This is a genomic window from Cocleimonas sp. KMM 6892 (assembly GCF_035798195.1).
Classification (GTDB): domain Bacteria; phylum Pseudomonadota; class Gammaproteobacteria; order Thiotrichales; family Thiotrichaceae; genus Cocleimonas; species Cocleimonas flava.
Genome location: NZ_JAPFBV010000003.1, coordinates 553,455 through 573,812 on the forward strand (window position 1 = coordinate 553,455; position 20,358 = coordinate 573,812).

General features: G+C 41.9%; 20 protein-coding genes. 10 read left to right on the forward strand and 10 right to left on the reverse strand.

What is annotated here, in order from left to right; all coding sequences use genetic code 11:
- Positions 1-14: 14 nt before the first annotated feature.
- The 4 genes from ubiD to OO007_RS11520 all read right to left on the reverse strand — a co-directional run bounded on the left by ubiD (position 15) and on the right by OO007_RS11520 (position 4,925).
- Positions 15-1,481 (reverse strand): 4-hydroxy-3-polyprenylbenzoate decarboxylase, encoded by a 1,467-nt coding sequence (gene ubiD / locus OO007_RS11505; protein WP_325808908.1) that lies wholly within the window; start codon positions 1,479-1,481, stop codon positions 15-17.
- Between the two features lie 71 nt (positions 1,482-1,552).
- On the reverse strand, positions 1,553-3,385 hold the full coding sequence (locus tag OO007_RS11510) for a hypothetical protein (RefSeq protein WP_325808909.1): 1,833 nt from the start codon (positions 3,383-3,385) through the stop codon (positions 1,553-1,555).
- 21 nt (positions 3,386-3,406) lie between these two features.
- Positions 3,407-4,603, reverse strand: coding sequence for an 8-amino-7-oxononanoate synthase (gene bioF / locus OO007_RS11515; protein WP_325808910.1), 1,197 nt, complete (start codon positions 4,601-4,603; stop codon positions 3,407-3,409).
- 88 nt (positions 4,604-4,691) lie between these two features.
- The gene (locus tag OO007_RS11520; RefSeq protein ID WP_131907761.1) at positions 4,692-4,925 is read right to left on the reverse strand and encodes a sulfurtransferase TusA family protein; all 234 of its coding nucleotides are present in this window, start codon (positions 4,923-4,925) and stop codon (positions 4,692-4,694) included.
- Positions 4,926-5,080: 155 nt separating this feature from the next.
- Between OO007_RS11520 and dapF the strand changes: the two genes are divergently transcribed.
- The 3 genes from dapF (at position 5,081) to xerC (ending at position 7,692) form a co-directional block, all read left to right on the forward strand.
- Entirely contained in the window at positions 5,081-5,938 is an 858-nt protein-coding gene (gene dapF / locus OO007_RS11525) for a diaminopimelate epimerase (protein ID WP_325808911.1), read from the forward strand.
- A gap of 97 nt (positions 5,939-6,035) precedes the next feature.
- Entirely contained in the window at positions 6,036-6,782 is a 747-nt protein-coding gene (locus OO007_RS11530; RefSeq protein WP_131907763.1) for a DUF484 family protein, read from the forward strand.
- Positions 6,783-6,795: 13 nt separating this feature from the next.
- On the forward strand, positions 6,796-7,692 hold the full coding sequence (xerC, locus tag OO007_RS11535; RefSeq protein ID WP_325808912.1) for a tyrosine recombinase XerC: 897 nt from the start codon (positions 6,796-6,798) through the stop codon (positions 7,690-7,692).
- Positions 7,693-7,747: 55 nt separating this feature from the next.
- Here the strand turns inward: xerC and OO007_RS11540 are convergent, their stop codons facing one another.
- From OO007_RS11540 to OO007_RS11550, 3 genes are all read right to left on the reverse strand, one after another.
- On the reverse strand, positions 7,748-8,245 hold the full coding sequence (locus tag OO007_RS11540; RefSeq protein WP_325808913.1) for a TPM domain-containing protein: 498 nt from the start codon (positions 8,243-8,245) through the stop codon (positions 7,748-7,750).
- Between the two features lie 2 nt (positions 8,246-8,247).
- Positions 8,248-9,060: a TPM domain-containing protein gene (locus OO007_RS11545; RefSeq protein WP_325808914.1), complete on the reverse strand. Its 813-nt coding sequence runs from the start codon at positions 9,058-9,060 to the stop codon at positions 8,248-8,250.
- Between the two features lie 110 nt (positions 9,061-9,170).
- Positions 9,171-9,782 (reverse strand): LemA family protein, encoded by a 612-nt coding sequence (locus OO007_RS11550; RefSeq protein WP_325808915.1) that lies wholly within the window; start codon positions 9,780-9,782, stop codon positions 9,171-9,173.
- Positions 9,783-9,994: 212 nt separating this feature from the next.
- Here OO007_RS11550 and OO007_RS11555 point away from each other — a divergent pair, with 212 nt between their 5' ends.
- The 5 genes from OO007_RS11555 (at position 9,995) to OO007_RS11575 (ending at position 14,024) form a co-directional block, all read left to right on the forward strand.
- The gene (locus tag OO007_RS11555) at positions 9,995-10,441 is read left to right on the forward strand and encodes a DUF1801 domain-containing protein (protein WP_325808916.1); all 447 of its coding nucleotides are present in this window, start codon (positions 9,995-9,997) and stop codon (positions 10,439-10,441) included.
- 87 nt (positions 10,442-10,528) lie between these two features.
- Positions 10,529-10,774: a type B 50S ribosomal protein L31 gene (locus tag OO007_RS11560; RefSeq protein WP_131907768.1), complete on the forward strand. Its 246-nt coding sequence runs from the start codon at positions 10,529-10,531 to the stop codon at positions 10,772-10,774.
- 100 nt (positions 10,775-10,874) lie between these two features.
- A complete protein-coding gene (locus tag OO007_RS11565) occupies positions 10,875-11,702 on the forward strand; it encodes a thermonuclease family protein (RefSeq protein WP_325808917.1) in 828 nt (275 codons plus the stop codon).
- A complete protein-coding gene (locus OO007_RS11570) occupies positions 11,702-12,712 on the forward strand; it encodes a M48 family metalloprotease (RefSeq protein ID WP_325808918.1) in 1,011 nt (336 codons plus the stop codon). The genes OO007_RS11565 and OO007_RS11570 overlap by 1 nt, the downstream gene beginning before the upstream one ends.
- 85 nt (positions 12,713-12,797) lie before the next feature.
- Positions 12,798-14,024, forward strand: coding sequence for a malic enzyme-like NAD(P)-binding protein (locus tag OO007_RS11575; protein WP_131907771.1), 1,227 nt, complete (start codon positions 12,798-12,800; stop codon positions 14,022-14,024).
- A 106-nt stretch (positions 14,025-14,130) separates the two neighbouring features.
- Here OO007_RS11575 and OO007_RS11580 read toward each other — a convergent pair whose 3' ends face one another.
- From OO007_RS11580 to OO007_RS11590, 3 genes are all read right to left on the reverse strand, one after another.
- Complete coding sequence (locus OO007_RS11580) at positions 14,131-15,414, reverse strand: MFS transporter (RefSeq protein ID WP_325808919.1); 1,284 nt, start codon at positions 15,412-15,414, stop codon at positions 14,131-14,133.
- Between the two features lie 240 nt (positions 15,415-15,654).
- A complete protein-coding gene (locus OO007_RS11585) occupies positions 15,655-17,808 on the reverse strand; it encodes a RelA/SpoT family protein (protein WP_131907773.1) in 2,154 nt (717 codons plus the stop codon).
- A 123-nt stretch (positions 17,809-17,931) separates the two neighbouring features.
- Complete coding sequence (locus OO007_RS11590; protein WP_131907774.1) at positions 17,932-18,615, reverse strand: HAD family hydrolase; 684 nt, start codon at positions 18,613-18,615, stop codon at positions 17,932-17,934.
- Between OO007_RS11590 and OO007_RS11595 the strand changes: the two genes are divergently transcribed.
- Together OO007_RS11595 and mscL are read left to right on the forward strand one after the other, a co-directional pair.
- Positions 18,614-19,459 carry an esterase/lipase family protein gene (locus OO007_RS11595; protein ID WP_325808920.1) on the forward strand — a complete coding sequence of 282 codons (846 nt, stop codon included), beginning with the start codon at positions 18,614-18,616 and terminating at the stop codon, positions 19,457-19,459. The genes OO007_RS11590 and OO007_RS11595 overlap by 2 nt on opposite strands.
- Before the next feature lie 384 nt (positions 19,460-19,843).
- Positions 19,844-20,236 carry a large-conductance mechanosensitive channel protein MscL gene (gene mscL / locus OO007_RS11600; RefSeq protein ID WP_131907776.1) on the forward strand — a complete coding sequence of 131 codons (393 nt, stop codon included), beginning with the start codon at positions 19,844-19,846 and terminating at the stop codon, positions 20,234-20,236.
- Positions 20,237-20,358: the final 122 nt, after the last annotated feature.

Genomic DNA, 20,358 nt, shown 5'->3' on the forward strand with positions numbered 1-20,358 from the left:
AGTTTATCTTGTGATTAGTCTATCCCTAAATCGTCCCAAATCTGATCTACTTTGTCCTTTACCGCTTGATCCATCACAATAGATTCCCCCCATTCACGACTGGTTTCTCCCGGCCATTTATTGGTCGCATCAAAGCCCATTTTTGACCCCAAACCAGATATCGGTGAGGCAAAATCAAGATAATCAATCGGTGTGTTTTCAATCATGGTGGTATCACGCACAGGATCCATGCGGGTAGTCATCGCCCAGATAACATCATCCCAGCTACGTGTGTTGATATCATCATCTACCACGATCACAAACTTGGTGTACATAAACTGTCTTAAGAATGACCAAACCCCCATCATCACGCGCTTTGCATGACCGGGGTACTGTTTCTTCATGCTCACCACAGCCATTCGATACGAACAACCTTCGGGCGGTAAATAGAAATCAACAATTTCGGGGAACTGCTTTTGCAAGATCGGCACAAATACTTCATTAAGCGCAACGCCCAACATAGCTGGCTCATCAGGTGGTCTACCTGTGTAAGTACTGTGATAAATAGGGTCTTCGCGATGCGTGATTCGTTCTATGGTGAACACAGGAAAACGTTCGACTTCATTGTAATACCCCGTGTGATCGCCATAGGGACCCTCATCAGCCATATCATCTGGGTATAAAAAGCCTTCTAGCACGTATTCTGCCGAGGCTGGGACCTGTAAATCATTACCTATACATTTAGTCACTTCGGTTCGAGAGCCTCGTAATAATCCAGCAAATGCGTATTCAGACAAGGTATCTGGAACCGGTGTCACCGCACCTAAAATAGTTGCGGGATCAGCGCCTAGTGCAACAGTAATCGGGAAAGGTTCTCCCGGGTGACTTTCTAACCAGTCTCTAAAATCCAGAGCACCACCACGATGTGATAACCAACGCATGATTACCCGGTTTTTACCAATTACCTGTTGTCGATAAATACCTAAATTCTGACGAGATTTATTCGGGCCTTTGGTGATGACTAAACCCCAGGTGATAAGCGGAGCTACATCTCCCGGCCAACAGGTTTGGATCGGCAGTTTGGATAAATCGACATCATCGCCTTCAATTACATGCGCTTGGCAGGCCGCTTTCTTCACCTTTTTCGGCGCCATATCCAATACTTTTTTGTATTTGGGAATCGAGCTTAGTGCGTCTTTGATCCCCTTTGGTGGAGACGGCTCTTTCAGGCTCGCTAATAATTTACCCACGTCACGCAATGCCGATACTGAATCTTCCCCCATCCCCATTGCCACACGCTCTGGCGTACCAAACAGATTACCTAACACTGGTACATCAAAGCCTTTAGGATTTTCAAACAGTAATGCCGGCCCACCCGCACGCAATGTACGATCACAAATTTCAGTCATTTCCAGATTAGGATCAATCTCAGCGGTGATTCTTTTTAATTCTCCTTGAGATTCAAGTTGCTCAATAAAATCACGCAGGTCTTTATATTTCATTTAAAAAAGTGCCTATAAGTAGGGGGGTGTAAATAATTGCAAATAGTTATGGATAAGACAATGCAACTCTATTAATTATCTTCTCTATGAACAGTAAGTTGCGGAAATGGAATTTCCCAGCCGTGTTCGGTAGCGGCATCAACGCACCAGCGCTGTATAGAACGGCGTAAGCGATTAGATATATCCGCGACTTCACCTTTGAAGTCAGCAATCACAACCAGATTTAAAGAAGAATCGGCGGCTGATTCGAATTCAACATTGATACTTTGAATATGCTCTTCGTAACCCTCATCAATTGCACGCTTATTGATGATGAATTTGAGTTTCTGAACAATATCCGTCGTGCTTTCTTTTTGATGCTTGTAAGACACACCAAAGGTTTCTTTAACACGAAAACTCTTCGACATATTTAAGGGCGATAACGATAGAAAATTATCCATCTGGTAGGTAGATACAGCACCACCGCGTTGCACAAGTTGCACCAACTCCAGCGAAATACCGATAACTTTTCCTCGTAAACCATCTTTCAAAATCACCCAATCACCCGTTTTACACGGAAACCAGGGCTCACCGGGTACGATTTGTCTCGAACGCAAATCAACCAGATCGTTAATATCCAAACGCAAAGTAAGATCAGCGACAGGGTTTTCTAGCACCGAATACATATTGATGTTTTTTACTCGCCAGGGGATTTCATACAATAATAATCGCTCACCTTCTCGTACAGGTCCGACATTTAAAAACAACTCTAGTTGAGACCAGTATCGCGGAATGGCCTGCCCTAACTTCCACGCAAAAGCGATAAGAAATAGAACCCCCAAACTAAACAGGACCCAATCTTCAGCTAAATAAAACACCACCATCGGGCCAATAATAATGAACAGTAAAGTACCTATACGATGTGCCAAATCGACTACACGTAGCTGAACACTTCGATATTGCGCACGGTACCCTTTCACTGTTTTGGTCAGTACCGAATGAATCAGACGTGAGAGTATTAGCACCCCAATGACAGAGAGCAGTGCCTGAATCAGTACCCAGCCACGTCTTTGGAAAAAGTTCTTAAAAAAGCTTTCAGACTTATTTAAAAACGTAGTTTCTTCGGATTCTAATTTTACCAGTTGCAGTTGTTTAGCCTTAAGCTCACTTTGAATGAACACCAACTGCTTAGACCAGTCGTCATTCATTTCTTCTAACACTTTTTTAATTTTTGGGTTTTTATTTTCTTTATTTAATTCCGCGATATTTGCTAACGCTTCTTTTACGACGGGCTCCCTTTTGTTGAAGTAGTCAATTTTTTCACGTAATTCAGATTTCTTTCTAACCGCATTCGTGGCGTACTTCATTTCCTTCAGGGCTGGTTCGAGCAATGCCAAGATTTCTTTTTGTAAATCGAATGGTTTTTGCTCTGTAGCATTCAAAACACCCAGATCGGTATCCGCAGCTATATTTTCAATATTACTTTGAGTATCTTTTAGCTTCTCTTCAATGGTTTTTATTTCTAACTTTATTTCTGCAGTCTGAGACTCAGAGCTGGACCTTTTTAAGTCCTTTTGCAAAAGACTCAGATCATTTCTTAAACGCTCCTGCAATTCGACAAAATCCAGCATCGTCGATAAGGTTTGTTTAGTCAGATCTTGCTTTTGCAGGATTTTCCCAGCTTCAATAGACTGCGCTTCTGTTTTAAGCTCTATATTTTCATCAACACTCGCATCAGCGCCTTCTTCAACACTTTCACCTGCTTTTGTGTGACTTTCGGCGAATACAGAAACTGAAGAAAAGCATGCAAAAAACATCATCAACAAACAAACAAAAAACCTGAGTTTATTAGAAACCACACGACTTGCGTTACCAGCCTGCCTGCTAGTTACGGAGCTAGTTCTAGATAAACTAGTTGCGATCATGCGTGAGTTTCCCTGTTATTGTCATTTAAATGATTTTTCTAATGTATTCAAAAGTTGATCGACCTGTTCTTCGGTGTGATTTGCAGAAAAAGTAACCCTTAATCTTGCCTCGCCCTCCGGAACTGTGGGAGGCCTAATGGCTGATATGAGTATACCCTGATCAGATAAGGCTTTGCTCAGTTTTGATGCGCGTTCTGTACTGCCCAGTAAAATTGGTTGAATGGCGGTGTTAGATGGCATCAACTCAATACCTAGTTGCGCCGCACCTTGTTTAAATTGATTAATTAAAACCTTGAGTTTATCGCGACGCCAGCTCTCTTCTGCAATCACCTTTAAACTGGCACGTGTAGCAGCCGCAATGCTCGGTGGCATCGCCGTTGTATAAATAAAGGTACGTGCTATTTGTATTAAATATTCTATCAAATCATCGCTACCTGCGACAAATGCACCTGCGGTTCCTGCTGCTTTTCCTAATGTCGCCATCAGAACGGGCACTTCTTCTTGCGACAGATTGTCTTGTTCTAATTGACCAGCACCCGTTTTACCCAAAACACCAAAGCCATGCGCATCATCTACCATCAACCATGCCTGATTTTGCTTAGCTACTTTTACCAAATCTCGCAATGGTGCTTCGTCGCCATCCATACTGAAAACACCGTCGGTAAGTATCATGCTATTGACGAAACTATCTTTGTCGTCGTTTATATTGAGTAAGTTGGGTAAGTTTTTATAAAACCTCTCAAGAGCAGCAACATCCCCATGCGGATAGCGTTTCATTTTAGCCTTTGAAAGCAGACCAGCATCCACCAGAGAGGCATGATTTAATCGATCTGCGAATAAATAATCACCTCGTTCTAATAGTGCATTTACCGTTCCCAAATTTGCCATATAGCCGGTTGAAAAAAGTAACGCCCGATCTCTACCGGTAAATTCAGCTAATGCTTCTTCTAATTTCTGATGCTCTATCGAATGACCGCTGATTAAGTGCGCGGAACCACTGCCTACACCATATTTTTCTGCGGCTTGTTTAAAGGCGTTAACTAAATCGGGATGATTGGCCAAACCCAGATAATCATTACTGCAAAAAGACAAGTATTTACCACCATCCATTTGCATCAAGGGCTGCTGTGCAGACTCACTGATACGTGGCTTACGGTACAACGATTGCTGTTGTTTTTGTTTTAAAAAAGCTTGTATCAGTTTGGAATCATTTTTCATTGAGCTAGTGTAAACGTAAGATAAAAGAAAAGCACCCGAAGGTGCTTTTCTACTAACTCATTTCTAGCGGGATATAAATTAGTTTTGACTAGCTCGCTTTCTTGATGAAGAAAGTGAATTCACTCCCATCTTCAGCAGTTGATACTAATTCGTTACCAGTCTGCTTACAAAATGCTTCAAAATCTTTAACCGAACCAGGGTCAGTCGCAATGATTTTTAAGGTTTCGCCATTCTCTAATCCATTAATCGCTTTTTTTGCACGTAAAATTGGTAAAGGGCAGTTAAGTCCACGTGCATCTAATTCTTCGTTGAAATCGCTCATGATATTCTCCTATCTATATTAGTGAAAGCTGATATGCTCGCGTACTCTATCATTAAATTTCTATTTCTGCATCAACTTTGTATGTCCAACAAGACACCATAAATGTAATATAGGGATCAATTAATTTTATTCAACACAATTAGACAGATAGCTAAATGAACATAATCTTTACTAAAATGCATGGTCTCGGAAATGACTTTGTTGTTATCAATGGCATTGACCAGACGATCAACTTAACGCCAGAGCAAATTCGTTTCATGTCGGACCGTCAGTTCGGCATTGGTTTTGATCAACTGCTGTTAGTTGAAAAGTCTGATGTTGAAGACACTGATTTTCGTTATCGTATTTTTAATTCCGATGGTGGTGAAGTCGAACAATGTGGAAATGGTGCACGCTGTTTTGCACATTTTGTGCGTAATGAAAACCTGACCGATAAAAAAGAGATTGCAGTCATAACCAAAAATGGCCGACTAATCTTAAACGTAGAAGACAATGGTAACGTGACTGTCGATATGGGCGCGCCTATTTTGGAGCCCGCGCAAATCCCTTTTATTGCTAACGCAGGCAATGAAGATAAAGCAGAAAACGTCCAGCAAAAAAGCTATTCGATTCAAATCAATCAACAGAATATTGAGATAGGTGCTGTCTCAATGGGCAATCCGCACGCTGTTGTTATTGTTGATGACACTCAATCAGCTGATGTTGAAAAATTAGGCAAAGCAATTCAGGAAAGCAGTTGCTTCCCTAACTCGGTAAACGTGGGGTTTATGCAGGTTATCGATCGACAGAATATTAAACTCCGTGTGTATGAACGTGGCGTTGGTGAAACTCAGGCTTGTGGCACAGGCGCTTGTGCAGCAGTGGTTGCAGGTATTGTTCAGGGGCTTTTAGATAGCAAGGTTGATGTAAATCTGCTCGGTGGCAATTTATCAATTAGCTGGGCAGGAGATACAAATCCAGTTATGATGAGCGGACCAACAGCGACAGTGTTCAAAGGAATGATTTCACTGTAAATTTTGGCCTCACGGTTAATCGCCATATACCATATTCAGAATTTTATTCAGAATCTACATACAACCTAATAAAGAAATCATAGGGAGCTTTATTCAAATGAGTACCGGCAAAACATCTAATTCTGCGAAAGACAACGATGAAAAAAGTACAGACAATTCATCCGCTGACGCGATAATGGCCGATGCAATGATGGATGAGTCCGTTATTGCCAAGTATTTAGCTTCACACCCAGATTTCTTCCAGCGTCACACTGATGTGTTATCACAGATTCAAGTACCTCATGGTGCAGGAACAGCATCGCTTATTGAGCGTCAAGTTGCCATCTTACGTGAAAAAAGCCGTGATCTTGAAGAGCAACTGAATGGTCTGATCAGAACGGCTCGTGGTAATGAGCAAATTGTTACGCGCTTACAACGTTTCACACTCGAATTAATGCGCGCCGACGGTATCGACGATGTTATTGGTACCTGTCAGGATGTACTTCGTGAAGATTTTAATGCCGATTTTGTCACACTAAAAATCATTGGTGGCGATGACACCATGCACTTTATCTCATCAAGCAACGAAAATCTGAAAAGCTTTGATAACCTCTTCAAATCTAAAAAGCCTATTTGTGGTCACATGAAAGAAGAGCAGCAAGCCTTCTTGTTTGAAAAACAGGCTGACAAGGTTAATTCTGCAGCGCTAGTCCCATTATTCGGCGCAGAAAACATCGGTATATTAGCGCTTGGTAGTGAAGACGAAAGCCGTTTCCACCCTGGAATGGGCACTGTATTTATCAGTCATTTAGGTGAGCTAATTTCTACCAGCATCACTTACCATTTACCGAAACTAAATCAGTAATCTGATTACTGATTTGTCGCACGCCACCAAACAATTCGCTGAGCACTTAAAATACCAAAAACAATACTCGCCGCATACGCTTGGCGCATACGAAAGAGACCTCAAGCAATTCAGCCTTTGGCTGAAAAAAAATAACTGCGATGACATTGTTAAAGCAGACAGCTTGCACGTGCGTAACTGGGTTGCCGGTTTACATCGACAAGGAATCGGCGGAAAAACATTACAACGGAAGCTATCGTCATTACGTAGCTTCTATCAGTTTCTGATTAGAAACCATCAGCTCAAAAATAATCCTGCAATCGATATTCGTGCGCCAAAAACAGCCCGAACACTTCCAGATACCTTAGACGTTGATTCGCTCAGCCAGCTGCTGGATATTCCACCTGATAGTATTTTAGCGATTCGTGACAAAGCGATCATGGAGCTTTTTTATTCATCTGGTTTGCGACTCTCTGAACTGACGAATCTTGATTTAGACAGTATCGACCTCACTGAAAACTCTCTTAGGGCTTTGGGTAAAGGCAATAAAACCAGAGTGCTTCCGATTGGCCGCAAAGCGAGTGACGCAATACGAATGTGGTTAGGTAAGCGAGATATCTTGGCCAAAATTGATGAACAAGCACTATTCGTGAGCAATAGAGGCAAGCGAATCAGTCAGCGTTCGATCCAACAGCGTTTAAATTTCTGGCGTAAGAAACAAGGTTTGGAACAGCATCTGCACCCACACAAACTCAGACATTCGTTTGCCAGTCATATTCTAGAATCATCAGGGGATTTGAGAGCGGTACAGGAATTACTGGGGCATGCTGATATTGGCACTACACAGATTTACACCCATTTAGACTTTCAACATTTGGCCAAAGTCTACGATAAGGCTCACCCTAGAGCACGAAAAAAGAAGAGTGATTAAAAAAAGTGCCCGTAAGTAGGGGGGGTGCCTTGAAACATTATTTCGTAATAACTTTCTAAAGAACTACCGGCTTATTCGACAATTCATTCGTATCAGTAGCAGAAATAGGGAAATGCTTTTCTAATAAAGCGCCAATCTCATCAATTCCTAACACCACGCCATTACCAAAATTTCCAGCACGAAACTCTGTCTGCATCAATCCACAAATACGTTGCCATTCTTGTTCACCAACAACCTTGTTGATATTTCTATCTGCGGTAATTTCAACTTTATGATCAGCCAGTAATAAATAGATCAGCACGCCATTATTGTCTTCGGTATCCCAAACTCTTAAGAGCGAGAACACCTCAATAGCGCGTTCATTCATCGACTCATCATGCCAGAGCGCTTTGAACGGCAACGAGCTTTCAATGGCGAAACGAATCTCGCCACTATGTTTGCTTTCCGATTGTTTGATTGCCCCTTCGATTCTCGCCATTTCTGATGGTGGAAAATCACGACGCAACCACCAACCGGGATAAAACAGATGCTTGATTGTTCTTTTAAAATTCATAATTACCATCCGCCGGACGCGCCGCCTCCGCCGAATCCACCACCGCCGCCACTAAAGCCGCCGCCTCCGCCGCCGCTGAATCCTCCTCCACCACCGCCAAAACCGCCGCCGTAACCGCCACCATCGCGGTAACTACTGCTTCGAGAACCACTAAAACCAAGCGTAAAAACCGCCAGGAAGAAGGCGGCAATAATGGTTAACACCGCGCTTTGCGATAACACCCATATTATTATGGTGCCACCAACCGTAATCAAAGAAACAGTCACTAAACGCCCCAACAAAGGAACTAGCAGGTTGGTTACAAAAGAAGACCCAATAATCATCATCGCCAACAATGCGCTGGTATCATCAAAACTATCACCTTGATTTGAGGATGGTTCTGGCAAGACTTCGCCATTGATAAGCTCAATTATTTTATTCGTACCGGCTGAGATGCCTGAATAATAGTTTCCACTGCGGAAGGCAGGCGAAATGTATTCTCGGATAATACGACCTGCTGCAATATCGGGTATCGCACCTTCAAGCCCATAGCCTACTTCAATCCTCATTTTTCGATCTTGCATGGCGATTAAAAGCAAGATGCCATCATCCACATCTTTACGGCCTAATTTCCACCGCTCCACAACACGCATGGAATAATCTTCAATGGCTTCTGGGCTAGTCGTGTTTACGAGTAAGATAGCCAGCTGGCTACCTTTGTTTTTTTCAAGATTTTCAAGCGTGGATTCGAGAGCGGCTATTTCAGCCGAAGATAATGTCCCCGTTAAATCGGTCACTCTACTGTTTAATTCAGGGACTTTTACCAAGTCGGCCATCGCACTACTTGAGACTAGTATTCCACTGATAGTCCCAATCACTATGAATAAACTCAGGAACAACCCTGATAATGAGTGCCTTGTATACATTCTGGTTTTAGTAGATCAATTTAATTTGTAGCAGGCGCCGTATTAAAATCAACCTTTGGTGGTGCGGCAATCGCGTCTTCATTTTCAACGGTGAAATTCTGCTTAGTCGAATAGCCCATAAGGTTAGCGATCATATTGCCGGGGAATTTTCTGACCGTTAAATTATAGTCTTTTACTGCATCGATATAGCGTTTACGTGCGACTGTAATGCGGTTCTCCGTGCCTTCTAACTGGGTCTGTAATTCCAGGAAGTTCTTATCCGATTTCAAATCAGGGTAGCGCTCTACCGTTACCAGCAAGCGACTCAAAGCTCCTGTTAATTGACTTTGTGCTTGTGAGAATTGACTGAACGCTGCGGGATCATTTAAGGTTTCTGGCGTAATTTGCACAGAGGTAGCTTTCGCACGCGCTTCTACAACACTGGTTAAAACATCTTTTTCCTGTGCGGCAAAACCTTTAACCGTGCTTACCAGATTAGGTATCAGATCGGCTCTGCGCTGGTATTGGTTAACCACTTCAGACCAGGAGGCAGTCACACCTTCATCACCACTTACAATGCGGTTATAAACACCCACACCAAAAATAATAAATAATGTGATTGCTGCAAGAATTACCATTCCGAACTTAGACATTCTCTCTCCCCTTCTGTTTTACGTAAACTTAACTTCACTTTTGAATAGCCTATTAATTCATATATTTATGAATTTGTCACTAGTCTAGCCTGCTCACTTCTTTTGTGCCATCTCATCTAACATCTAAGTTAAAATTGCAAATAAAGTGCCTATAAGTAGGGGGGGTATTATAGAAAAAGAAAAAGGATGATTAATCAAAGGAATTAACAGCCATGCCTGATCCAGATCTAAAATCACTAGAAGACGTTATTCAATCCGAAGATGTCAAACATACCTATTGCTTGTATCCCGAAGCGATTCAGAAAAGACTGCTAACCATTCGACGAATGATATTTGATCTCGCTAAACAAAATGACAACGTGGGTGACATTGAAGAAACCTTAAAATGGGGAGAACCTGGTTACAAAGCCAAGTCTGGTTCTACTGTAAGATTAACGTGGAAGGCATCGGCTCCCAATAATTACTCGGTTTATTTTATCTGTAGCACTACTTTAGTTGAGACATTCAGAGAGGTTTATCCAGATACGTTTCGCTATGATGGCAATAGAGCGATTATTTTTTCACTCGATGAAACAATTCCTAAAGATGCATTAAAACAATGCTTATTGCTCTCTTTGACTTACCATAAGATAAAACATCTTCCACTTTTAGGATTATAAAGGCATACTCCGCTTGCAAAGCATTGGGGGCATCTGTTAGAATCCCCGCTCTTCGATTTTTGAACACGATTTTAAGAGGATCTTCTAATGAAGGCCGATACACACCCAGACTACAATCAAGTAATTTTTCAGGACCTTGCGAGCGACTTTAAAATTCTTACTCGCTCAACGCTTTCTTCAAAAGAGACTGCAAAATGGGAAGATGGTAATGAATACCCACTAATCAAAGTGGATATCTCTAGTGCATCTCACCCTTTCTACACGGGCAAGCAAAACACTAAAACAACTGCTGGTGCGATTGACAAGTTTAACAATCGTTACGGTAGAAAATAACGAATCCTTGTCTGCTGAGCTAAACCGGGTTTCGATCTGGCTTGCTGCAAACTTACATTCGTTAATGCTTTTAAAGCATACCTCAAAAAAGGCACTAGTTATGAGTGCCTTTTTTGCGTCTGTCATAATCACATTTATCGTTTTGGCACCCCCCACCTTTGCGGCCGAAATTTGCCCTTCCCCTAAAAATAGTCAATTAGAAAGTGCAACCGTTAAATGGGTCTATGATGGCGATACGGTATTACTCACCGATAAACGCAAAATCAGAATCATTGGTGTAGACACGCCAGAAACAAAACACCACAAACAAAAAGGTCAGGCATACGGCGCAAAAGCGAAAGAAGCGTTAAGAGAAAAACTTAAACAGCACAATTACAAAGTCAGACTACTTTACGGAAAAGAAAAGAAAGATAAGTATTCCAGAGTACTGGCACATGTATTTTTAAAAGATGGCACCAATATATCCAGCTGGCTACTACAGCAAGGCTATGCAAAAACACTCGCCATATCACCTAATATTGCATTCGCGGATTGCTATAAAAAAGCAGAAAGAAGCGCACAACTAAAATCACTTAACATCTGGAAAATCAAGAAAAACCAGATCTATAGTGAGCATTCAATCAGTAAAAAAGCCAAAGGTTATGTTCGCCTTAAAGGTATTATCAATAATAAGAAAAGATACAAGAACTCTCTCTCACTGACGCTTAACAGCTCTGACAAGAAACCAATAAAGATCATCATCAAAAAGAAAAATCTAGTTTATTTTAAATCGATAGATTTTGATAAATTAATCGGCAAAAGCATAATCGTTTCAGGTATGCTCAAAAACCAAAGAAAAAGACGGACTATTCAACTTAATCACCCATCACAACTTCAGGTATTTGCTGAGGAGCAAATAGAATCGATGATTAAATGGAGCTCAAAATAATGACTATCAAAAACACAGTTAGCGGTTTCATCGCAGCCACCCTATTCGCAGCACTTAGCGGCTGTTCCACTAACCCGGTTTCAGGTAAAAACGACTTTACGCTGATTAACCAGGAGCAAGAATTAGCGATCGGTGCTGAAGGCCACAAAAGCATCATGAAGCAGAAAAAACGCTACAACAATCCGCAACTACAGGCTTACGTCAACAATATTGGGCAACAACTCGCAAGACAGAGCCATAGAAGTGATATAAGTTATACCTTTACCGTATTAGATGACCCTACCGTTAACGCCTTTGCGCTTCCTGGAGGATATATATATGTTACAACAGGCCTCATGGCTTATCTTAATTCTGAAGGTGAATTAGCCGGCGTACTGGGACATGAGATTGGTCACGTGACAGCCAAACATGGCGTAAAACAACAAAGTGCGGGCGCTGTTGGCGCTATCTTGCAGAGTATTTTGGCTGATCAGGCTGGCGTAACTGCGGGCAAGGGATTTGGCCAACTAGGACAAGCGCTTTTAAGTGGCTACGGCAGAGACCACGAGCTTCAGGCTGACAAATTAGGCGCAGAGTATTTAGCGCGTGTTGGCTACGATCCTGAAAATATGATTGAAGTGGTTAGCGTATTAAAATCGCAAGAAGAATTTGAAAAGTATCAGGCGCAAAAAGAAGGTCGTAAAGTACAAGCTTATCATGGCGTTTTCTCTTCTCACCCCGACAATGATACCCGTCTCAAAGAAGTCATTAGACAAGCCAATAAGTTTAAAACCCAGACCACCAGAGATGCTGGCCACGACAAGTATTTAAAACAAATTGATGGAATGCCATTTCGCATTGATAAAAACAATAATGGAAGAATCGTCGTAGGCCGTGCATCTACGCCAGGTTTGACCTATGCTACCTTGGCACAAAAAAGTAAGGTAGATGAACAACGATTACGTCTTATCAATGGCATGTTCCCTAAAGGACAACCTGTTCCGGGACGCCTGGTAAAAGTCATTCAATAAACAAACACTGTTATTTTTCACCACTCAACCAGTAATAGTCTAAGCTTAATTACACATTACTTAGAAATAGTATAAGGAATAATTCATGTCGAATGAAACGCTAAAAAAAGAAGCCCTTGAGTACCACTTAAATCCTAAGCCGGGAAAAATCGCAATTGAGATTACAAAGCCTACTGAAACTCAGAAGGACTTATCGCTTGCTTACACACCGGGTGTAGCAGAACCAGTTAAAGAGATCGAAAGAGATCCTGAAAATGCTTATAAATACACAGCAAAAGGAAATCTGGTTGGCGTTATAACAGATGGAACAGCTGTATTAGGTCTAGGTAACACTGGCGCTCTTGCAAGCAAACCTGTTATGGAAGGAAAAGGTGTTTTATTCAAACGCTTTGCAGACATCGATGTTTTTGATATTGAAGTAAATTCAGATTCAGTTGAAGATTTCTGCAAAACTGTAGAAAATATCGCACCTACTTTTGGTGGCATTAATTTAGAAGATATTAAAGCGCCTGAATGTTTTGAGATTGAGCGTATTCTGGAAGAAAAACTGGATATTCCGGTATTTCACGATGATCAACACGGCACAGCCATCATCATTGCAGCTGGCCTAATTAACGCTCTAGAACTAAAAGGCAAAGAGCTAAAAGACGCTAGAATCGTTTGTCTAGGTGCTGGTGCAGCCGGCATAGCTTCAATGAAAGTACTGACGTCACTGGGGGCAGATAAAAACAAACTTTATATGCTTGATCGCGGCGGGGTTATCCACTCTGGTCGTGATGACTTAAACAAATACAAACAGGAATGGGCACTAGAAACTGAAGACAGAACATTGCTAGATGCATGTACTGGCGCTGATGTATTTATCGGTCTTTCTGGTCCAAATTTATTAAGTGTCGAAGCTCTAAAAGCGATGGCTGATCATCCGATTGTTTTTGCTCTGTCTAATCCAGATCCAGAAATTGATCCTGAAGTAGCTCGTGAAGCTCGTCCAGACATCATTATGGCGACTGGCCGAAGCGATTACCCTAACCAGATCAACAATGTCTTGGGCTTCCCGTACATCTTCCGTGGTGCTTTAGATGTACGCGCAACTAACATCAATACAGAGATGAAAATGGCTGCTGTTCACGCACTAGCGTCAATTGCGAAAGAGCCAGTGCCTGATTCAGTGCTTAAAGCTTACAACAAAGACTCAATGGAATTCGGTCCGGAGTACATCATCCCTACGCCATTAGATCCGCGTTTGCCTGATATTTTACCTGCAGCTATTTCACAAGCTGCAATTGATTCTGGCGTTGCTAAAATCAAATAATAGCGTTTGTCTAAAGCTATAAAAAAAGGATGCCATGTGGCATCCTTTTTTGCTTCTGAATTAATGAAAATACATGCACTAGTTATCTAGTTATACAGCTATTTAGTTACATTCCTTTTTCAGTCGTTTTATCCGCATCATTATCTTCATCATTGCCGGAGTCCTCAGCATCTAATGCGACAGCCTCTAAACCTACAGGAGTAATCCTCGACGCCATAAGCTGATGATCCACTTGCTCGTCGTCCGGTACTGCCTCTCTCTGGAAGATAAAGTACAAAACAAGCAAGCCTAACACCACATGTATCGCCCCTAAATACAAAAGAAACCAGACATTGCCAAAAGCCGCTGTTAAGTAACCTACCGTTATTGGGCCCGCAGCCGCACCAATACCGGAAAAAAGTACCATGGTACTACTGGCGCTCGTCATCTGTTCTGGTCTCAAACGATCATTGGTATGCGCAATACTCAATGAATACACAGGCAGAGCGGCAGCGCCAAACAAACCGAATATCACAATAAAAGCGTTAGACTGCGGATCAATTTTATAAAGCACGGCAATTAAAGCCACAGAAATCGCACACAAAATAACGATGACTAAACGTCGATCAAATTTATCTGATATCCAGCCGACCGGCCATTGTGCCGCTGCACCCATAGCTATGAACACACTCATAAAGACCGCGGTTTGCGAAATACTCATCCCCGCATTCGCAGCATAAACCGCACCCATACCGAGAACCACGCCTGAAACTATCGAGGTTAATGTAATACTCACTACACCCGTATGTGCCGTTCTAAACAACTCTAAGACACTCATGCTTTCGCTTTCTTCTTCTAGTGGTGCTGCCACCCGGGTAACCAACAGAGGAATCAAAGCCACTGATAATAGAATCGAAGAAAGTAAAAATAAATTGAAAGTAGTCGGATCTGCAACCTTAAATAGTAATTGCCCGCCCGCTAGACCACCGTAGGAAACAATCATATACAGCGATAAAATCCTTCCGCGACTGTCATTGTCAGCACGCGCATTCAACCAGCTTTCGACAACCACATAGACACCAGCAAAACTAAACCCGGTAATCAGCCGCATAAATATCCAGGCGATGGGATCAATTAACAGGATTTGCACCAGTACAGCCGTTGAGGCCAAGGATGCAAGCGCCGCAAACACTCTAATATGACCGACCTGCCTTATGAGTTTATTGGTGAGTAACGACCCCGCCAAAAAACCTAAATAATAGGCTGTCATGATCCAACCCGTGGTACTCGAGCTAAACCCTTCGAAGTTGGCTCGCCAACTGACAAGCGTCCCCTGCAAGCCGTTTCCAAGCATCAAAAATGCCAAACCTAAAAACAAAGGCCATGTAGTTTTTAAAATATTGTTAATCATAAGACGAACTGCAGAAGGAAATAAAACGTTAGGTCAAAAAATGGCGCATTCTCGCACCGAAACTGATTTAAACCAACAGAAATATAATAGGAAACGCATCAGCGCTATATTTCAGAATATCAGCAATTTTAGGCTATAAGTAGGGGGGTGCATTATCAACAATGAGAACATTAATGTTCTCACCCTGACTTACTACAAAACCTTATACGACTTAGCTGCAACGAACCAAAAGAAATAAATCTACTTTTGTCGCTTTGCGTCCATCACATTTCGTAATTGGCCTATTTTTTCAAGCACATCAAATAGCTGACCCGTATTTTCTATTTGAATGGAAATACTCAGCAATGAGATAAGCTCTGTATTGCCTCGTTTCGTTGTCATACTGACGACATTAATTTGCTCTTTTGCCAACACCTGAGCAACATCACTAATCAAACCGGGCTTATTAAAACCAGTCACTTGAATATCAACGGTGTAGGCCGTTGTTTCTGTACCCCAGGAAGCTTCGGCTAGTCGCAATGATTTATCTGGGCCAAGATTGTCCTCATCGATATTAGGACAATCTTCGCGATGAATCGTGATACCTCTTCCGACAGTGATATAACCAATAATATTGTCGCCGGGTACAGGCTTACAACAGTTGGCTATTTCAACTAAAAGATTACTAACACCCTGAATTTGAATGCCGCGATCGTTATGTTCATTTTTAACATTAACCTTACGGAATTTAACTTCTTCTTTCTTCGGCACTTCCAGTGAATCGATTAACTGAGCGACACTGATATCACCCCGACCCAGCGCAATCAGAAACTCTTTTTTTGACTGAAAGCGAAAACGTTGAATTAAAGGCTCAAGGTCTATCTTTTTAAGATTTAAACGATGTTTTTCCTGCTCAATCACATCCTTGCCATCTTGCAAGTTTTTCCCATGATCCTGCTGTCTAAACCAATGTCTGATTTTGCTCCGAGAGCTTGCTGAGCCGACATAACCCAAGGTAGGGTTGAGCCACTTTCTGCTGGGCTGCTCCTCCTTCTTGGTGATGATTTCTACCTGATCACCATTGTTAAGTTTATGATCTAAGGAAACAATCACCCCATTAACTTTTGCGCCATTGCATCGATGACCCACACTTGTGTGAATAGCATAGGCAAAATCTAACGGCGTAGAACCTTTGGAAAGCTCGACAATGTCGCCTTGCGGCGTAAGCACAAATACCCTGTCCGGAAAAATTTCCGCCCTGAAGTCTTCGAGTAGCTCGTCATCGGTATCATCGCTATCGAGTAATCGTCTTAAAGAACTAACGACTCTTTCCATTGCCGCATCTTGTGCGCCACCTTCTTTATAGCGCCAGTGTGCAGCAACACCCAGTTCAGCGAACACGTGCATATCTTGCGTACGAATCTGGATTTCTACGTATCTTCCCTGAGGACCGATAACCACGGTATGCAAAGACTGGTAACCATTCGGCTTTTTATTGGCGATATAATCATCGAGCTCTGCCGGAACGTGCTTCCATTTTTCATGAACCACACCAAGCGCGGTATAACAGGCTTTAACATCACTGACAATAACGCGAACAGCACGTAAATCATAAAGCTGATCAATAGAAAGCTCTTTACGCTGCATCTTCTTCCAGATGCTGTAGATGTGTTTGGGTCGACCGTAAACTTCGGCTTCTATGTCCATATCGCTTAGGAACTGACGCAGATTGAAGATAAATGCTTCAACATAGGCTTCGCGCTCTAGGCGTTTCGCATCTAAGGATTTGGCTATTTTCTTATAGCCCATGGGATCGAGATAACGGAAAGCCAGATCTTCCATTTCCCATTTTAGTTGGCTAACACCCAGACGATTTGCCAAAGGCGCATAGATATCCATCGTCTCTTGAGCAACTGCACGCTTATCATAAAGCTCCGCATCGGCGAGTAGACGTAAGTATTGTAAGCGCCAGCCAAGATAGATTAAGACCGCACGTACATCATCGACCATCGCCAACAGCATGCGTCTAAGCCGTTCTGCTTGCTCGGGAATAACCGCTTCGTTTTCGTTTTGGGGTTTGAAATTATGCAACCACCGCATGTTTTTAACCAGCAACGCAATTGTGCTGCTAAATTTTTCAGCAATTTCTTCTATGGAATAAGTGTCGCAGAGGCGTACATCGCTTAATACCGCAGCAATAAGTGTGACCTGGTCAACTTGTAAATTACGTAAAATATCCGCGACGTCCAGACTTAAGGGGACTTGTGAATCTTCATCAAACTCTGCAACTGTAAGCATCAGATCAATCGCATCGATTAGCAATTGCTGATCTTCTTCACTTTCATTGATGGAGAGTCGATGTATCCATTCTTCGCGAGTGCGCGAACTGGTATCTCTTAGCTGACTATGCTGCATTACCCCAAACCCCTCTATGTAGGTATAGAACTGGAAGTGCACCCCCCTACTTTGAGGGCTTTTTTTAATTAATTCTTATTATTCTAGCGATAAAATCCAGATTTTATATTGCGCCTTATCATGTCACAAATTTACTATTTTGTCTTCTAATTGGTGATGATGCTGGATCACCGCCGTGGGTGTTTGACCGCCTGGCCAAGGCATTAACGTTGGGTTGTACCAAATAGCTTTCATACCAACTTGTTGAGCACCAATGATATCGCGCTCTGGATCATCACCAACATAAACCGTTTGATGGAAATCATGGTCTGATAGTTCCATCGCTTTATGAAAAATATCTTTATGTGGTTTAGATACGCCAGCGGCTTCTGAAGATAAAGAAAAGTCGAATAAGTGCCCTACTCCTATTTTATTCACATCAGCATTGCCATTGGTGATAACACCTAATGAGTACTTTTTAGAGAGCTTCTCTAGCATTTCCAAAGCGCCATCATAAAAAGTCACGTCATTTCTGGCTGACCAAAATACATCAAAGCCCGGTTCCACATAGTCGTGATCATAACCAATCTCATCTGCCAGAGCTCTCATCCAGCTCTTACGCAAATCGGTTAAGTTATGATGCATTTCAGGCTTGGCATACATGTAATCCATACGATGCTGAACCAATGCCTCACCACTATATTTTTGGGTGATCTTTGGGTAGTATGATTTCAGCCATTCGTAGAAGCTGCTCTCTGCCTTAGCAATCACCGGATTGACGGCCCACAGGGTATTATCTAAATCAAAAGCGATACATTTAATTGTCATGAAGCTATTTAAACACATCATTATTTCATTCGCATTACTTCTATTAAGCATACTGCCTTTCAATTCATTACAGGCAAGAACCATTGTACTGGTGCATGGCTTTATGGCGGATGACATGTCGTGGCGCTACTCAGGCTTTACCCAACCGCTCTTACAAGCTGGCTGGAAAGATGGGGGCGGCTATGGTTACGGCGCCCAAGGAATCCTTTTTCCTCGTGACTTAATGACTAAAGGTGACGTCTTTTATACGGTTAACCTTCCATCGAAAGCTAACTTACAAATTCAAGAAAGCTACCTCATGCAGTATCTTTCTCATTTATATGCCTATCGATTCGAACCAATGACTCTGGTTGGCCATTCGGCAGGTGGTTTAATTGCCAGACTTTATGTCATCGACCCTCAGCGTGAGCAGGCAGTGAATGGTTTGATAACAATTGCATCACCACACCTCGGAACACCTGCCGCCAATATCGCTCATTTAGCAGGCAATTCTCCTATTGGGATGATGGCCAGCATGGCTGGTATTAGCGAATTGCAAGATTCTCGCGGTTTATTTTCTGACCTAAAAGAGGAAGCTCCCTATAACTTTCTGTACTGGATGAATCGCCAACACCATCCAAACATTCATTATGCTTCTATTATTCGTAAAAATGATTCCATTACTCAACCAGAAAGGTTCGACTTTGTTGTTCCCCCTTTCAGTCAGGACATGAATAATATCTGGGCATTAAGAGAGCGTTCTGGCATCGCACTCAGTACCGAAAATCACTCTTTAAATGGGAAAGATGGAGTAATCCTGCTACAAATCCTACAGCACATTCCTCTAAGTTCATCTCAAAAATAGAGAAAACCTTAAAAAGAAAAAACCTAAGCCGCTGATTTAAAATAACTAATAGTAACTTCTCAGTCTTTAATGAATGAAATTAAATTCACCAATAGTACTTTTTATAGTAAACTGTGCGCTCTCCACAAATACCACCCGAGGAGAATGGTTACTTAGTGTTTTCTTGGAGGATGACACTGCCAGAGATCTCATGATTTCCTGGTGTAACCACATTCAACCCCGAGTCTATCTCGGGGTTTTTAATGGGCGAAATTAATTTCAAACCTTTTAATATATTTATTCAGATTTTCGAACTAATTTTGTGCAGCTCGCACTAAATGTACGATTCAACAAAACAATCAAATTTTTTTATATTAATTTAACAAACTATTAAGGAAGATAAACATGGGAATGATCAAAGACTTTAAGGAATTCGCTCTTAGCGGTAATTTAATCGATATGGCTACAGGTATTATTATCGGTGTAGCATCTGGCAAATTAATCTCATCACTTGTAAGTGACGTAATTATGCCACCAATCGGAGTTGCACTAGGTGGAGTTAATTTTACAGACTTAGGCATCAAGCTTGCTGAAACAGGTGGTGGAGAAAAAGGGTTAGAGCCAATCATGCTTAAGTACGGCGCATTCATTCAGAGCTTCATTGACTTCTTAATCATTATGGCAGTTGTATTTATTATTATTAAAATTGCTACACGTAACAAAGAGCCAGAGCCAGAAGCTGGACCATCTCAAGAAGACCTACTTACTGAGATTCGTGACGCGTTACAAAAGAAGTAATTCTTTAAGCTGATTTTAGGAACTAGTGATTACTATTACTTCTTAAAAAAGTGCTTATAAGTAGGGGGGTGTATTTTTAAATACATCCCCCTTTTTTTATCTCGTATTTTTGATTATCTTGG

Excerpts from the sequence above, each read along its gene's own strand:
- OO007_RS11585 (WP_131907773.1), bottom strand. The coding sequence starts at position 17,808 with ATGCAGCATAGTCAGCTAAGAGATACCAGTTCGCGCACTCGCGAAGAA.
- bioF (WP_325808910.1), bottom strand. The coding sequence starts at position 4,603 with ATGAAAAATGATTCCAAACTGATACAAGCTTTTTTAAAACAAAAACAA.
- OO007_RS11545 (WP_325808914.1), bottom strand. The coding sequence starts at position 9,060 with ATGGCCGACTTGGTAAAAGTCCCTGAATTAAACAGTAGAGTGACCGAT.
- dapF (WP_325808911.1), top strand. The coding sequence starts at position 5,081 with ATGAACATAATCTTTACTAAAATGCATGGTCTCGGAAATGACTTTGTT.
- OO007_RS11570 (WP_325808918.1), top strand. The coding sequence starts at position 11,702 with ATGACTATCAAAAACACAGTTAGCGGTTTCATCGCAGCCACCCTATTC.
- OO007_RS11520 (WP_131907761.1), bottom strand. The coding sequence starts at position 4,925 with ATGAGCGATTTCAACGAAGAATTAGATGCACGTGGACTTAACTGCCCT.
- OO007_RS11550 (WP_325808915.1), bottom strand. The coding sequence starts at position 9,782 with ATGTCTAAGTTCGGAATGGTAATTCTTGCAGCAATCACATTATTTATT.
- OO007_RS11540 (WP_325808913.1), bottom strand. The coding sequence starts at position 8,245 with ATGAATTTTAAAAGAACAATCAAGCATCTGTTTTATCCCGGTTGGTGG.
- OO007_RS11565 (WP_325808917.1), top strand. The coding sequence starts at position 10,875 with ATGAGTGCCTTTTTTGCGTCTGTCATAATCACATTTATCGTTTTGGCA.
- OO007_RS11595 (WP_325808920.1), top strand. The coding sequence starts at position 18,614 with ATGAAGCTATTTAAACACATCATTATTTCATTCGCATTACTTCTATTA.
- ubiD (WP_325808908.1), bottom strand. The coding sequence starts at position 1,481 with ATGAAATATAAAGACCTGCGTGATTTTATTGAGCAACTTGAATCTCAA.
- OO007_RS11510 (WP_325808909.1), bottom strand. The coding sequence starts at position 3,385 with ATGATCGCAACTAGTTTATCTAGAACTAGCTCCGTAACTAGCAGGCAG.
- OO007_RS11575 (WP_131907771.1), top strand. The coding sequence starts at position 12,798 with ATGTCGAATGAAACGCTAAAAAAAGAAGCCCTTGAGTACCACTTAAAT.
- OO007_RS11580 (WP_325808919.1), bottom strand. The coding sequence starts at position 15,414 with ATGATTAACAATATTTTAAAAACTACATGGCCTTTGTTTTTAGGTTTG.
- OO007_RS11555 (WP_325808916.1), top strand. The coding sequence starts at position 9,995 with ATGCCTGATCCAGATCTAAAATCACTAGAAGACGTTATTCAATCCGAA.
- OO007_RS11560 (WP_131907768.1), top strand. The coding sequence starts at position 10,529 with ATGAAGGCCGATACACACCCAGACTACAATCAAGTAATTTTTCAGGAC.
- OO007_RS11530 (WP_131907763.1), top strand. The coding sequence starts at position 6,036 with ATGAGTACCGGCAAAACATCTAATTCTGCGAAAGACAACGATGAAAAA.
- mscL (WP_131907776.1), top strand. The coding sequence starts at position 19,844 with ATGGGAATGATCAAAGACTTTAAGGAATTCGCTCTTAGCGGTAATTTA.
- OO007_RS11590 (WP_131907774.1), bottom strand. The coding sequence starts at position 18,615 with ATGACAATTAAATGTATCGCTTTTGATTTAGATAATACCCTGTGGGCC.